General features: G+C 68.3%; 15 protein-coding genes. 7 read left to right on the plus strand and 8 right to left on the minus strand.

Annotated features, from left to right (window positions below):
• Nucleotides 1–46: 46 nt before the first annotated feature.
• The 3 genes from C6Y44_RS18420 to C6Y44_RS18430 form a co-directional block, all read right to left on the minus strand.
• On the minus strand, nucleotides 47–1,297 hold the full coding sequence (locus tag C6Y44_RS18420; protein WP_159417778.1) for an MFS transporter: 1,251 nt from the start codon (nucleotides 1,295–1,297) through the stop codon (nucleotides 47–49).
• Between the two features lie 162 nt (nucleotides 1,298–1,459).
• A complete protein-coding gene (locus C6Y44_RS18425) occupies nucleotides 1,460–2,263 on the minus strand; it encodes a glutamate racemase (protein WP_159417777.1) in 804 nt (267 codons plus the stop codon).
• Between the two features lie 68 nt (nucleotides 2,264–2,331).
• Nucleotides 2,332–3,537 carry an NAD(P)/FAD-dependent oxidoreductase gene (locus C6Y44_RS18430; protein WP_159417776.1) on the minus strand — a complete coding sequence of 402 codons (1,206 nt, stop codon included), beginning with the start codon at nucleotides 3,535–3,537 and terminating at the stop codon, nucleotides 2,332–2,334.
• Nucleotides 3,538–3,747: 210 nt separating this feature from the next.
• On the opposite strand from C6Y44_RS18430, the gene C6Y44_RS18435 reads away from it, so the two are divergent.
• The 5 genes from C6Y44_RS18435 to C6Y44_RS18455 are packed head-to-tail and all read left to right on the plus strand — an operon-like array spanning nucleotide 3,748 to nucleotide 6,268.
• A complete protein-coding gene (locus C6Y44_RS18435; protein WP_120283568.1) occupies nucleotides 3,748–4,209 on the plus strand; it encodes an Asp23/Gls24 family envelope stress response protein in 462 nt (153 codons plus the stop codon).
• Nucleotides 4,206–4,517: a hypothetical protein gene (locus C6Y44_RS18440; RefSeq protein WP_006552247.1), complete on the plus strand. Its 312-nt coding sequence runs from the start codon at nucleotides 4,206–4,208 to the stop codon at nucleotides 4,515–4,517. The genes C6Y44_RS18435 and C6Y44_RS18440 overlap by 4 nt, the downstream gene beginning before the upstream one ends.
• A complete protein-coding gene (locus C6Y44_RS18445; protein ID WP_006552248.1) occupies nucleotides 4,514–4,708 on the plus strand; it encodes a hypothetical protein in 195 nt (64 codons plus the stop codon). The genes C6Y44_RS18440 and C6Y44_RS18445 overlap by 4 nt, the downstream gene beginning before the upstream one ends.
• Nucleotides 4,701–5,708: a DUF6286 domain-containing Asp23/Gls24 family envelope stress response protein gene (locus tag C6Y44_RS18450; protein WP_120280001.1), complete on the plus strand. Its 1,008-nt coding sequence runs from the start codon at nucleotides 4,701–4,703 to the stop codon at nucleotides 5,706–5,708. The genes C6Y44_RS18445 and C6Y44_RS18450 overlap by 8 nt, the downstream gene beginning before the upstream one ends.
• The gene (locus C6Y44_RS18455; protein WP_060650735.1) at nucleotides 5,705–6,268 is read left to right on the plus strand and encodes a hypothetical protein; all 564 of its coding nucleotides are present in this window, start codon (nucleotides 5,705–5,707) and stop codon (nucleotides 6,266–6,268) included. Before C6Y44_RS18450 ends, C6Y44_RS18455 begins: the two co-directional genes overlap by 4 nt.
• Nucleotides 6,269–6,308: 40 nt before the next feature.
• Here the strand turns inward: C6Y44_RS18455 and C6Y44_RS18460 are convergent, their stop codons facing one another.
• Complete coding sequence (locus C6Y44_RS18460; RefSeq protein ID WP_120280002.1) at nucleotides 6,309–7,484, minus strand: oxygenase MpaB family protein; 1,176 nt, start codon at nucleotides 7,482–7,484, stop codon at nucleotides 6,309–6,311.
• 99 nt (nucleotides 7,485–7,583) lie between these two features.
• Between C6Y44_RS18460 and C6Y44_RS18465 the strand changes: the two genes are divergently transcribed.
• Both C6Y44_RS18465 and C6Y44_RS18470 read left to right on the plus strand, forming a co-directional pair.
• On the plus strand, nucleotides 7,584–8,162 hold the full coding sequence (locus C6Y44_RS18465) for a TetR/AcrR family transcriptional regulator (RefSeq protein ID WP_033096098.1): 579 nt from the start codon (nucleotides 7,584–7,586) through the stop codon (nucleotides 8,160–8,162).
• 109 nt (nucleotides 8,163–8,271) lie between these two features.
• Nucleotides 8,272–9,435, plus strand: coding sequence for a serine hydrolase domain-containing protein (locus tag C6Y44_RS18470; protein ID WP_159417775.1), 1,164 nt, complete (start codon nucleotides 8,272–8,274; stop codon nucleotides 9,433–9,435).
• A 106-nt stretch (nucleotides 9,436–9,541) separates the two neighbouring features.
• Here the strand turns inward: C6Y44_RS18470 and tuf are convergent, their stop codons facing one another.
• From tuf to rpsL, 4 genes are all read right to left on the minus strand, one after another.
• Nucleotides 9,542–10,732 carry an elongation factor Tu gene (tuf, locus tag C6Y44_RS18475; RefSeq protein ID WP_016690893.1) on the minus strand — a complete coding sequence of 397 codons (1,191 nt, stop codon included), beginning with the start codon at nucleotides 10,730–10,732 and terminating at the stop codon, nucleotides 9,542–9,544.
• A 92-nt stretch (nucleotides 10,733–10,824) separates the two neighbouring features.
• Nucleotides 10,825–12,927: an elongation factor G gene (gene fusA / locus C6Y44_RS18480; protein ID WP_024101663.1), complete on the minus strand. Its 2,103-nt coding sequence runs from the start codon at nucleotides 12,925–12,927 to the stop codon at nucleotides 10,825–10,827.
• 146 nt (nucleotides 12,928–13,073) lie between these two features.
• Nucleotides 13,074–13,544 carry a 30S ribosomal protein S7 gene (gene rpsG, locus C6Y44_RS18485; RefSeq protein WP_006552257.1) on the minus strand — a complete coding sequence of 157 codons (471 nt, stop codon included), beginning with the start codon at nucleotides 13,542–13,544 and terminating at the stop codon, nucleotides 13,074–13,076.
• A complete protein-coding gene (rpsL, locus tag C6Y44_RS18490) occupies nucleotides 13,544–13,918 on the minus strand; it encodes a 30S ribosomal protein S12 (protein ID WP_006552258.1) in 375 nt (124 codons plus the stop codon). Before rpsL ends, rpsG begins: the two co-directional genes overlap by 1 nt.
• Nucleotides 13,919–13,921 lie beyond the last annotated feature (3 nt).

The raw sequence follows: 13,921 nt of genomic DNA on the forward strand, positions 1-13,921 counted from the left end.
GGACTCACGCCCCGCTGCTCACTCTCTCTGCGGAAGTGCCCGGCCCCTACGAACGTGCGGGGACGGGCACTTCCCGCATCCCGGCGGAGTCGGGTTTCGGCTTGCGCACGAGCACGCCGACCCCGGCCACGAGCGCCAGCACGGCGACGATCACGCCGTAGCCGACGGCGGTGGACATCAGGCCGAACGATCCGGCCGCCACCCCGGCGGCCATCGCGGGCACCGAGAACGCGAAGTAGCAGACGACGAAGGTCGTCGCGAAGATCCGGCCGCGCTCGTGGGGTCGGCCGAGGGAGCCGACCACGCCCATGGCCGCGACGAAGGTCGAACCCCAGCCGAAGCCGGCGACCGCGGTACCCGCGTAGTACACCGCGACCCATCCCGTGAGGAGCGCGGTGATCACCGCGGCCAGTCCCGTCGCGAGCAACACGGCCCCGAGGATCACGATGCGATGGGGGTCGCGGCGGGCCGTGGTGGTCGCCGCGACCGTTCCCGCCGTGAACAGCGTGCCGATCGCCAGACCCGCGGCGAGCCGGTTGTCGATGCCGAACACCGAGTCGACGATCGACGGCCCCAGCGACATGTACAGCCCGCCGAGCGCCCACGCCGACATCAGACTGGGCAGGATGAGCAGATAGCGGCCCCGGACCTCACGCGGCACCGACGCGCTCGGCACCAGGCTGCGCAGGGCGTCGCGTCGCGACGGGAAACCCACCGACGGCGACGTCTCCGGTACGAAGATCAGCGCGATCGCCAGCACGACGGCGAGAACGCCGACGACCGCATAACTCAGGACCGTCGGGAACGGCGCGAACTGTACGAGTACGCCGGCTCCCGCCGCACCGAGCGCGAGGCCGAGCGACGGCGCCGCGGTGTTGATCAGCGGACCGATGTGCCTGTTCGGCTGCATCTCGATCACGGCCGCCGCCAGCGCGCTCGTCGCCGCGCCCACCGCGAGACCCTGCAGGATCCGCGCGACGATCAGCCACCCCACCCCCGGGGAGGCGATGAAGACCATCATGCTCGCCGCGAGCAACAGCAGGGCCGTCACGATCACGGGTCTGCGCCCGACGTGGTCGGACAGCGACCCCACCGTCACGAGCGCCGCGAGCAGTGCGAGCACGTAGACCGCGAACACCACCGTGAGCATCGCCGCGGAGAATCCCCACATCTGCTGGTAGACGGGGTACAGCGGTGACGGTGCCGACGACGACGCGGTGAGGGTGAACGCTCCCAGGCCGACCACGGCGAAACCGAACGAGCGGATGCGGCCGCGGGGCTGTACGGGAGCAGTCATCGAACCTCCATAAGGTGATCGGCGTGTTCCACGCGGGAAACGAACGGCGTGTCCCACGCGGACACGAACGATGCGCCCCCGCGCGAATCGGTGAACACCCCTTCACCAACATACTTCGCTCGGCGAAGTATTCCTCCGGCCGCCCACAGGGCGCTCGGACACTCAGAGGGAGGTCGCGTCCTCGACGTCCTCGTCCCGCATGTCGCCGGGCGCCGCGAGCAGGGCGCGACCGGCCGCGAAGACCGTCGCGGCCGACGGCAACTCTCCGGGCACACCGCTGCGGAAGACCTCGACACGGCCCGACCCCGAGGCGGGTCGCCCGAGCGCATCGATCCGGCGCAGCGTCTGCCGTGCGACGGCCTCGGCGCTGTCGAACAGGCGCACTCCGGCCGGCAGGTGTTCGGTGATGGTGTCGGCGACCAGCGGGTAGTGGGTGCAGCCGAGAACCACACCCTGGACGTCCCGAGGGGTGCGCTCGGCCGCGGAGGCGACCGCTGCGGCGACGGCCACCCGATCACCCGCATCGATCGCGTCGGCAAGTCCGTGACACGCCACGCCGACGACCTCGGACCCGTTCGCGAACTGTTCGATCAGATTCGCCTGGTACCTGCTCGCGGTGGTCGCCGCGGTGGCCCAGATCGCCACCGAATCGCACGCGGCGGCCGCGGGCTTGACGGCGGGGACCGTGCCCACCACGGGCACCGACGGACCGAGATCGGCCCGGACGTGTTCGAGGGCGGTCACCGATGCGGTGTTGCACGGGAGCACGACCACCTCGGCGCCGCGATCGACGGCGCGACGGGCGGTGGTGACGACCCGGTCGATCACCCAGTCCGGAGACTTCGGGCCCCACGGGGCGCCGTCGGGATCCGTCGACAACATGAGGTCGAGCTCGGGACGCAACCGTCGCAGCCACGCGGACGTCGGCAAGAGCCCGAGACCCGAGTCGATGAGCGCAACGATCACCCTACGAATCTAGCGGGTCGCGCGCGGCCGGCCCGACGGCGGTCGGTGCGGCGCGCAGCACCACTCCCCTAGACCGCCGCGGTGAGCAGCTCGTCGATCGGGGCGCCCGCGGCGATCTTCGCGCGCGACTTCATGACCAGCGCGGGCAGGCCGCCGCCCACAGCGCCGACGAGCCTGCCGTCGCGCTCGTAGTACGCGAGGAACTTGCGGCCGTCGTCGCGTACGACGTGCACCGTGTCGTCGGCGGTGACCGCACCGAGGCCCTGGATCTTGATGTCGTACTGGTCGCTCCAGAAGTAGGGCACCTGCGCGGCCGCCCCGGCCTCGACACCCATGATGGTCTTCGCGAGGACGGATGCCTGCTCGCCGGCGTTCGTCCAATGCTCGATGCGCCTGCGCCCACCGGCCGGTACCTGCCAGGACGCGACGTCGCCGACCGCCCACACGTGCGGGGTGGAGGTGCGGCCCGTGCCGTCGCACACGACACCGTTCTCGACCTCGACACCCGATCCCTCGAGCCACTCGGTGGCCGGGGTCGAACCGATGCCCAGCACCACGAGGTCGACGTCGATCTCGCTGCCGTCGCCGAGGACGGCGGAGGTGACACGTTCGTCGCCGCGGATCTCCGACAATCCGACGCCGGCACGCACGTCGACACCCTCGGCGGTGTGCAGGCGGGTGACAAGAGCACCGACCTCGGCACCGAGCACCGACGCGAGCGGAGTGGGCTGCGGTTCGACCAGCACGACCTCGACCTCGCGCGCCCGCAGGCTCGCCGCGACCTCGCACCCGATGAAACCGGCGCCGACGACGAGGGCGCGGGCACCCGGAACGATCGCCTCGCGCAGCGCGCGGCTGTCCTCGAGCGACCGCAGGACGTGGACTCCGGCAAGATCCGGCAGACCGGGGATGCGGCGGGGCCGCAGACCCGTGGCGACGACGAGTTCGTCGTAGCCGAGTTCGGTGCCGTCGCTGAGCGTGAGGGTGCGCGACGCGGTGTCGACAGAGCGGGCCGCGGCACCGAGCATCAGTTCGATGCGGTTCTCACCGAAGAACTCGCTCGGCCGGAGGGTCGTGTCGTCGCGATCGCCTCGCAGGACCTCCTTCGACAGGGGCGGGCGGTCGTAGGGCAGGTGCGTCTCGTCGCCGACGAGCACGAGTTCGCCCTCGTATCCGGCGCGGCGCAGCTCCTCGGCGGTACGTACCGCCGCCAGGCCGGCGCCCACGACGACGACGCGCTCCGGCGTACTCTCGGTCTCCCGCTCGTTCGACACCCTCGGCCCATCCTTCGCTTCGTCTGTGACACGCATGCGCGTGCCGCGCGGTAGTGATGCATCCCACCCTGCGTCCCACGTTCTTACCAAACGGCGACGGCGGGCGACAGACCTACGTCGGCCGTTAGAGTTCGAGGCACCGTGAGGACAATGGGATCCAGCACAGGATCGAGCACGGACCACGACCGGTACACCTACCTGGGAGCCCTCATGACCAGCGACAGCGGCGCAGGTATCAGCCGCATACAGTTCGGCGCCGGAACCTCCACCGGACCCGCCGACCCGCAGGGCCGCACGATCATCGCGGACGCGGTGGTGGCCAAGATCGCGGGGCTCGCGACCCGCGAGATCAGCGGCGTCATCGAGGTGGGCGCCGGCACCGCCCGCGTCGTGGGCGCACTGCGCGACCGCATCCCCGGTGCGCGCATCAACCACGGACAGGGTGTCGCCGTCGAGGTCGGTGAGCGTCAGGCCGCGATCGACATCGGCATCGTCGCCGAATACGGCGTTGCGCTGCACGAACTCGCCGTCGCCATCCGGCACAACGTCATCGCCGCGGTCGAGCGCATGACGGGACTCGAGGTCACCGAGGTCAACATCACGGTCTTCGATGTCATGCTCCACGAAGAGGCCGCGGCCCTCACCGACGACGCCAAACCCCGCGTGCAGTGAACCCCGGATCCGCAGCGCAGGCGAACGCGGCCGACCTGGTCGCGGACGCCGCGCTGTCCGTTCCCGGCGTCGTGGGTCTGCACCGCGGCGCATTCGGGGAGGTCGCCACGTATCTGCCCGGCCGACGGGTCGAAGGTGTGCGGCTGACCGATCAGCTGTGCGCCGTGCACATCGTCGTGCGGATCCCCGCCGATCTCCCGGCCGTCGCCGACGCCGTCCGCGTCCGGGTGTCCCCGCTGGTGGACGTGCCCGTCCAGGTGACGATCGAAGACGTCCACGCCGGTGAACGAGAAGGAGCCCCATCGTGAACCACACACCCGTCAGCAACACCGTCGTCGGACTCCTCGCGGGGCTGCTCCTGGCCCTCGCCGGCATCATCGGCGGGTTCAGCGGTCTGCTGTTCGCCGTGCTGCTCGGCGCGCTCGGTGCCGCGATCGGCGCCCATCGCGACGGCCACCTCGACCTCGGCGCCCTGCTGAGGAGTCGGGGCCGTGGCTGACCCCACCGCGTCCGACGTCGGGACATCCGACGACACCGGGACCGGGGTCGTTCCCCCGGGCGAACGCGGCAGCCTCGTCGTCAAGGACCGTGCGATCGAACGCATCGCCGCGGCCGCCGCGCTCGGCGTTCCCGGTGTGGTGCGGCACAGCGGAGGTGGCATCCTGCGTCTCACCGGCCGCGACCTGCCCCGGGCCGACGTCACCACCGGCGCGAAGGCCGTCGCGGTGAATCTCTACATCGCCGCCGAATGGCCGTACGACGCGGCGATGCTCACCCGCCGGGTCCACGACGCGGTCGAACGTCAACTGCACGACCTGACGGGCATGCGCATCAGCGAACTCAACGTGCTCATCGTCGCGACCGCGCTCGTCGAGGAGGGCGAGACCGACGAGGCGCAGCCACCCGTCGAGTACCTGGAATCCGACATCGTCGCGGCGCGGACCACTCCGCATCCCGACATCCCCACCGTCGCTCCTCTGCCGCCGCTGGCGCCGCCTGCGGCCGCACCCGCCGCCGCGATCGTGGCGATCGCGGCGCTCGCCCTGTCGTTCGTCGCCGCCCGGGAACTGCTCATCGTCAACGGGACGTACGGCGGTGCCCCGTGGCTGCGCAACTCCTTCGAGTGGTTCGGCCGCCTGCACTGGCACACCTGGCTCGCACCCGTCGCGGGCGTCTGCCTCGTCCTCGGGATCGTCCTGATCGTCGTCGCCCTCAAACCCCGCCGCCGGACGCATGTGCCGCTGCAGGTCGCGGGGCCGGTGCCCACGGTGTGGATGCGGCGCACGGACGTCGCACGCATGTGCAGCGCCCACGCGTCCGCGCTCACCGGCGTGCGCACGGCCCGCACGGTCGTCGACCGTCGCCGTGCCCTGGTGCGCATCTCGATCGAGGACGAGACACCGATCGACGAGATCACCGCTTCCGTGCGCGGCGCGGTCGCCCCGAACCTCGCGGCGCTCGCCGACCCCGTCGAACTCGTGGTGGAGGTGGCTCGGTGAAACTCCGTACCGTGCTGGCGAATCGGCTCGTCACCTTCCTGGCGGGCCTCGCCCTCGCCGGTGCCGGCGCGTTCGCCCTCGCGTGGGTGTGGCAGGTTCCCCTGGCCCGAGAGCAACTCTCGCGTCTCGACCGTCCCCGCGTGACCGACGTCCCGGACCAGTCGTGGTGGACACCTGCCCTGTGGTCGGTCTTCGCGGGCGGACTCGTGCTCGGCATCGCGTTGCTCGCCGTCAACCTGTCGCGCCGGCGCACGTCGACCGTGCAGCTCTACGACCAGGTCACCGACGCCACCCTCGGTGTCGAACTCGGTCCCGTCGCCGACGGTGTCGCAGCGGAACTCGCCGCCCTGCCCGGTGTGCGGGCCGTGCGCGGGCGTGCGGTCGTCGAACGCCACCTGCCGACGCTCTCGGTGGTGGTGCACGCCGACCCGACCATCGACGTCACCGAACTGACGGAAGCGGCGGAGGACGCCGCCCAGCGGGTCGCGCGGGCTCTCGGTGGGGCGCACGTGGCGACGCAGGTCCTCGTGCATCTCGACCCGGCCGTGGACGTCCACTGAGCCCCCCCGGGGGTCCGGAGCCCATCCGGCCCGGGGCGGCTCAGCTTCGGGCCGCGTCCACGAGGTCGTGCTCGACGCGGTAGTCCACGCGCATCCGGTCCATCGCCACATCGCGCACCTTGTACGCCCGCTGTGTGGTGCGTTCGAGGTCCGGATAGCGGAGTTCCTGGACGCGGTTGACGAGCGCGAGCAGCGGCCCGACGCGCCCGAGGACGTGCTTGAGCGGGCTGTCGGGGATGTGCAGGGCGTCGGCGTCGGCGTCACCGATGAACACCCGCTGCAGCGAGTGCATCACCGTGCGGGCGACCGTCGTCCGGATCGGCGCGGTGCCCGGCAGCAGGTTCGCCAGCTCCGGGACGAGATATTGCTCGGTCAACGCGGTGACGAACTCCCGGTCCTCGTCGCTGGGGCCGGGCGAGGTGAGCCGGTAGAGGTCCTCGACCGCGATGTGGTCGCGTTCGGTGCGCAGGCCCAGTTCCTCGCCCATCCCGATCACGTGCCCGACATATCGCCACAGGTGGTAGATGTCGTCGAGTTCGCGATCGGTGAAGCGCACCCCGAGGATCTGCATCGCCTCGACCGCGATGTGCCCGAACTCGGCCATCGTCAGCGCCATGTACGACTGCGGGATCGGCACTCCCCAGGCGTCCTCGTCCCACACTCCGCTCGCGAGGATGCCCTTGCGCACGTGGGCGTGGATCAGGCGCACCCGCACCGTGAACGCGAATCCGCCTCCGTCGCGGCGCATTCCGCCGCGAGTGAGGACGTGCCGCAGCCACTCCCCGACCTCGACCGACCGCACGGCCGGCTGACTCACATAGCGGCCTGTGAGCGCGAGAGGCTTTCCGGCGATGAAGTTTCCGGCACCGCGCAGCAGCGACGCGGCACCGAGCACCATGCCGAGGATCGGGGTGTGCCGCACGAGCGCGTCGGCGGCGTTGTCGATGCGGTCGTGGTCGACCCAGGCGGGTTCGTCGTCGAGGAAGGCGAACAGCTCTCGCAGGGATTCGGGTGCGTCGGGGACCGCGTCGACACCGTCGGCGAGTGCGACGCGCACGGCGTCGGTCGCGGAGGTCGGACCGAAGTCGTCGTTCACCACGGCGTCGGCCGGCGGGTCGGCCTGCCACATGCCGTCGAGCCAGCGCTCGCCGAGATCTGCGTATCGGCGCACAGCAAGGTCGGCGTTGACGAGATCACGTGGGATACGTCGCTCCATGCATCCATGGAAACACGAGGAATCCTCACTTACTATTCACTTTTCATGAGCTCCCCGCGCAGCAACAGAACCACAGGCAGAACCCCTCGGAAACGTCCTGTGCAACAGCGGAGTCACGACACTCGTAAGTTGCTCCTCACCTCTGCGTACGAGTTGCTCGAGCGCAGCCCCACCGCGCGGATCAGCACCACAGCACTCGCCGAGCACGCCCATGTGAGCATCGGGACGGTCTACCGGTACTTCCCCGACGTCGACGCCGTGCTCGACGAACTCCGCATGACCGCCGTCCACGCGATCACCACCTCACTGTCCACCGCCATCGGGCGGGCGATGGACCAGGAGCCGGAGGAGGCCATGGTGACGGTCGTGGAAAGTCTCACCGCCGCGTTCGAGAAACACGCCGCGGTACTCCGGGTGTCGTACACCTCGGAGGAGATCGAGTTCGGGCTCGCGTGGGCCGAGGTCGAAGGTCCGCTGCGGCCGCTGGGACGCATCATTCCGGCGCGGCTGCGACCGGATCTCGACGACGCAGCACTCGACGATCTCGTGTTCATCGTGATGGGAGCGACAGCGAGCCTGTGCTCGCGGATCGCTCTCCTGCGGCCCCGGAGATCCGATCGGACGCGGATGATCGCGGTGACGGCGCGGATGCTCCTCGCCGCGATCGAGAGCGCCTGATACACGACGCTGGATTCACTTCGGGTCGAAAACAGACCCGACGTCCTGCAGAGCGGCACATACTGATGACTGCCGTCTTCACACCGTCGTCCCGACCGGGGAGAGTGCCGTGCGTCGACTACCGATCGTGTTGTCCGCCGTGATCCTCACCGTCGTGGCCGCCTGCGGCAACGACACCTCGGGCGAATCACCGCCCGCCACAACGTCCGAATCGACAACCTCCGATTCGGCCGCCACCGGCGCGGCGCCCGCCGACGAATTCCAGGACGTGCTCGACCGCGTCCGCGAGGACGTCGGGTTCCCTGGAGTCGTTGCGCGCGTGGTCACCCCGGACTACGAGTGGACCGGTTCGTCCGGCACGATCGGTGCGGGTCGATCGGAGGAGCCCGGCCCCGACGACCACACCCGCATCGGCAGCATCACGAAGACGATGACGATCACCGCTCTGCTGCAACTGGCGGAGGACGACCGCCTGTCGCTGGAGGATCCGATCGGTCGCTACGTGCCGGGCCTGCCGAACGGCGACGTCGCCACCCTGGGGCAGCTGGCCTCGATGGTGAGCGGTATCCCCAGCTACACCTTCGACGAGGAGTTCCAGCAGCAACTCTTCGACGATCCGGAGGCACCGTGGACCCCGGACGAACTCCTCGACTACGTACGCGGTGACGCACCGAACTTCGCTCCCGGGGAGCAGTTCGAGTACTCCAACACCAACACGATCGCGCTCGGGCTGGTCGTCGAGCAGGTTTCCGGGCAGAGCCTGCACGAGTACTTCCGGGCGAATGTCTTCGAGCCCCTGGGCATGGCCGACACCGTCATGCCCACCGACGCGGCCATCGCGTCACCGCACCTGTACGGGATCACCGAACAGGGACAGCCGGACGGGCAGACGGCCGATGCGACCGGATGGAACCCGTCGTGGGGATGGTCTGCCGGCGCGGTGATCTCCACCGTCGACGATCTCGAACTGTGGGGCACGGCCCTCGGGACGGGCGAGGGCGTCCTTTCCCCCGAGATGCAGCAGCTCCGCCTCGATTCGTTCCTGTTCGACGTCCCCGGTGCGACCGACACCCGCGCCTACGGCCTCGGGCTCGGTATCGAGAACGGCTGGCTCGGCCACACGGGCGAGCTCCCCGGTTTCAACACCTACGTGGGATACCTGCCCGAACGCCGGGCCGTGGTCGTCGCCGCGGTGAACAGCGACATCCCGACGGCAGACGGGGAAGAACCGGTGACCCCCGTGGCGAACCGGCTGAAGGAGATCGTCGGCTGATCGCCTGTGACCCCGAAACGCCGAACGGCGTCCACGCCGGAGCAGAAACGCCGAACGGCGCCCACCCCGGAGGGTGGACGCCGTTCGAGCGTCAGTGAGGACTAGCTCACTTGATGATCTTCGTGACGCGACCGGCGCCGACGGTGCGGCCACCCTCGCGGATCGCGAAGCGGAGGCCCTCGTCCATGGCGACCGGCTGGATCAGCTTGACGGACATCTCGGTGTTGTCACCGGGCATGACCATCTCGGTGCCCTCGGGGAGGGTAACAACGCCCGTCACGTCCGTGGTACGGAAGTAGAACTGCGGACGGTAGTTGTTGAAGAACGGCGTGTGGCGGCCGCCCTCCTCCTTGTTGAGGATGTAGGCCTGGCCCTCGAACTCCGTGTGGGGAGTCGTGGTGCCCGGCTTGACGACGACCTGGCCGCGCTCGACGTCCTCGCGCTTGATGCCGCGGACGAGGAGACCGACGTTGTCGCCGGCCTGGCCCTGGTCGAGCAGCTTGCGGAACATCTCGATGCCGGTGACCGTGGTCTTGGTCGACTCGGGGCGGATGCCGACGATCTCGACCTCTTCGTTGACGTTGATCACGCCACGCTCGATACGGCCGGTGACGACGGTGCCACGACCCGTGATGGTGAAGACGTCCTCGACGGGCATGAGGAACGGCTTGTCGGTCTCACGGACCGGGTCCGGGATGGAGTCGTCGACGGCCTGCATGAGGTCGACGATCGACTGGACCCACTTCTCGTCACCCTCGAGAGCCTTGAGAGCGGAGATCGGGACGACCGGAGCGTTCTCGTCGAACTCCTGCGAAGCGAGGAGCTCGCGCACCTCCATCTCGACGAGCTCGAGGATTTCCTCGTCGTCGACCATGTCGGCCTTGTTCAGGGCGACGAGGATGTAGGGAACGCCGACCTGGCGGGCGAGCAGCACGTGCTCACGCGTCTGGGGCATCGGGCCGTCGGTGGCGGCCACGACCAGGATCGCGCCGTCCATCTGGGCGGCACCGGTGATCATGTTCTTGATGTAGTCCGCGTGACCCGGGGCGTCGACGTGCGCGTAGTGGCGCTTGTCGGTCTGGTACTCGACGTGGGAGATGTTGATCGTGATACCACGAGCCTTCTCCTCAGGTGCCTTGTCGATCTGATCGAAAGCGAAGCTCTCGTTCAGGTCGGGGAACTTGTCGGCAAGCACCTTGGTGATCGCAGCCGTGGTGGTGGTCTTGCCGTGGTCGACGTGACCGATGGTGCCGATGTTCACGTGCGGCTTGGTCCGCTCGAACTTCGCCTTCGCCACTGGATGTCCTCCTGGACTGTTGTTGCTTGCTGTATGCAGCAGTGCGGTTTGTATTACTTGGTCGTGCAGGTGACCGAGGGATAACCCGGAGGCTACTCGCCGGTCGCCTTGGCGATGATTTCCTTCGCGACGTTCGAGGGAACCTCTGCGTAGGAATCGAACACCATGGAGAAGTTCGCACGACCCTGGGTCTTCGACCGCAGATCGCCGATGTAACCGAACATCTCCGAGAGCGGAACCAGCGCCTTCACGACACGGGCACCACTGCGTTCCTCCATGGCCTGGATCTGGCCACGGCGGGAGTTCAGGTCGCCGATCACTTCACCCATGTAGTCCTCGGGCGTGGTGACCTCGACCGCCATGAGGGGCTCGAGGATCACCGGGGCGGCCTTGCGGGCCGCTTCCTTCAGTGCCTGCGAGCCGGCGATCTTGAACGCCATTTCGGACGAGTCGACGTCGTGGTACGCACCGTCGATGAGGGTGACCTTCAGGTTCACCAGCGGGTAGCCGGCGAGCACGCCGTACTGCATGGCGTCCTGAGCACCCGCGTCGACCGACGGGATGTACTCGCGGGGGATGCGACCGCCGGTGACCTTGTTCTCGAACTCGTAGGTCGCGCCGTCCTCGCCGACGAACGGCGAGAGGCCGATGATGACCTTTGCGAACTGGCCCGAGCCACCGGTCTGCTTCTTGTGCGTGAACTCGAGCTTCTCGACCGGCTTGGTGATCGTCTCGCGGTACGCGACCTGCGGCTTGCCGACGTTGGCCTCGACCTTGAACTCGCGCTTCATGCGGTCGACGAGGATGTCGAGGTGGAGCTCGCCCATACCGCCGATGACGGTCTGGCCGGTCTCGTCGTCGAGCTCGACCGAGAAGGTCGGGTCCTCTTCGGCGAGCTTCTGGATGGCCGTCGACAGCTTCTCCTGGTCGGCCTTCGACTTCGGCTCGATGGAGACCTGGATGACCGGGTCCGGGAAGGTCATCGACTCGAGGACGATCGGGGCGTCCTGCGCGCACAGGGTGTCGCCGGTCGTGGTGTCCTTCAGGCCGATCATCGCGTAGATGTGGCCCGCGACCGCCTCGTCGACCGGGTTCTCCTTGTTGGCGTGCATCTGGAACAGCTTGCCGACGCGCTCCTTCTTGCCCTTGGTCGAGTTGAGCACCTGGGTGCCCGAGTCGATCCGGCCGGAGTACACGCGGACGAAGGTCAGCTTGCCGAAGAAGGGGTGCGCAGCGATCTTGAAGGCGAGAGCAGAGAAGGGCTCCTCCTTCGAGGGCTTACGACGCAGCTCCTCTTCTTCGTTCCCGACCTGATGGCCGATGACGTCGCCGATGTCGAGCGGGTTCGGCAGGTAGTCGATGACCGCGTCGAGCATGGGCTGGATGCCCTTGTTCTTGAAGGCGGAGCCGCACAGCACCGGGTAGAGCTCGGAGTTGACGGTCATCTTGCGGATGGCCGCCTTGATCTCGGCGACGGTGAGTTCCTCGCCGCCGAAGTACTTCTCCATGAGCTCTTCGTCGGACTCGGCGACCGTCTCGAGCAGCTTCTCGCGGTACTCGGCAGCCTTGTCGGCGAGGTCGGCCGGGATCTCCTCGACCGTGGCCTCGGTGCCGATGTCGGTGGTGCCACGCCAGGTGAGCGCCTTCATCTCGACGAGGTCGACGACGCCGTCGAAGGCATCCTCGGCACCGATGGGGAGCTGGAGGACCAGCGGCTTCGCGCCCAGGCGATCGATGATCGTCTGCACGGTGAAGTAGAAGTCCGCGCCCATCTTGTCCATCTTGTTGACGAAGCAGATGCGCGGAACGTCGTACTTGGCAGCCTGGCGCCAGACCTGCTCGGACTGGGGCTCGACGCCCTCCTTGCCGTCGAACACGGCGACTGCGCCGTCGAGGACGCGCAGCGACCGCTCGACCTCGACCGTGAAGTCGACGTGGCCGGGGGTGTCGATGATGTTGATCTGGTTCTTGTTCCAGAAGCAGGTCACAGCAGCGGAGGTGATGGTGATACCACGCTCCTTCTCCTGCTCCATCCAGTCGGTGGTCGAGGCACCGTCGTGCGTCTCACCGATCTTGTAGTTGACACCGGTGTAGAAGAGGATGCGCTCGGTGGTGGTGGTCTTGCCGGCATCGATGTGCGCCATGATGCCGATGTTGCGGACCTTGTTCAGGTCGGTCAGCACTTCCTGTGCCACAGGTAACCCCGCTCGTAGCTCGTGTCGGTCCTTGGGTGCGGACCACATGTTCTTGTGTTGTCAGCCGGCCTTTACGGGACCGACACAGTTGTGCGAGCAGCCGACCGGGAGGTCCGTGATGACGGCATCTCCCGGTCGGCGACGACTCACCAGCGGTAGTGCGCGAACGCCTTGTTGGCTTCAGCCATCTTGTGCGTGTCCTCGCGGCGCTTCACGGAGGCGCCGAGGCCGTTGCTCGCGTCGAGGAGCTCGTTGGCGAGCCGCTCGACCATGGTCTTCTCGCGACGCTGACGCGAGAACGTCACCAGCCAGCGCAGCGCGAGCGTGGTGGAACGACCGGGGCGAACCTCGACCGGCACCTGGTAGGTGGCACCACCGACGCGACGGCTGCGGACCTCGAGGGCGGGCTTGACGTTGTCGAGCGCGCGCTTGAGGGTGACGACCGGATCGGTACCGGTCTTCTCGCGAGCCTGCTCGAGCGCCTGGTACACGATGCGCTCGGCGGTGGACTTCTTGCCGTCCAGCAGGATCTTGTTGACCAGCTGGGTGACCAGCGGCGAACCGTAGACCGGATCGGCGATCAGCGGACGCTTGGGAGCGGGACCCTTACGTGGCATCAGCCCTTCTCCTTCTTCGCTCCGTAGCGGCTGCGGGCCTGCTTGCGGTTCTTGACACCCTGGGTGTCGAGCGAGCCGCGGATGATCTTGTAGCGCACACCCGGGAGGTCCTTCACACGACCGCCACGCACGAGCACCATCGAGTGCTCCTGGAGGTTGTGGCCCTCACCGGGGATGTAGGCGGTGACCTCGACCTGGGAGGTCAGGCGCACACGGGCGACCTTACGGAGAGCCGAGTTCGGCTTCTTCGGGGTGGTGGTGTACACGCGAGTGCACACACCGCGACGCTGGGGGCTGCCCTTGAGCGCCGCGCTCTTGACCTTGGCGGCCTTGTCGCGGCGGCCCTTGCGGACCAGCTGATTGATGGTTGGCATTAA

The sequence above is a fragment of the Rhodococcus rhodochrous genome (genome assembly GCF_014854695.1).
Lineage (GTDB): Bacteria > Actinomycetota > Actinomycetes > Mycobacteriales > Mycobacteriaceae > Rhodococcus.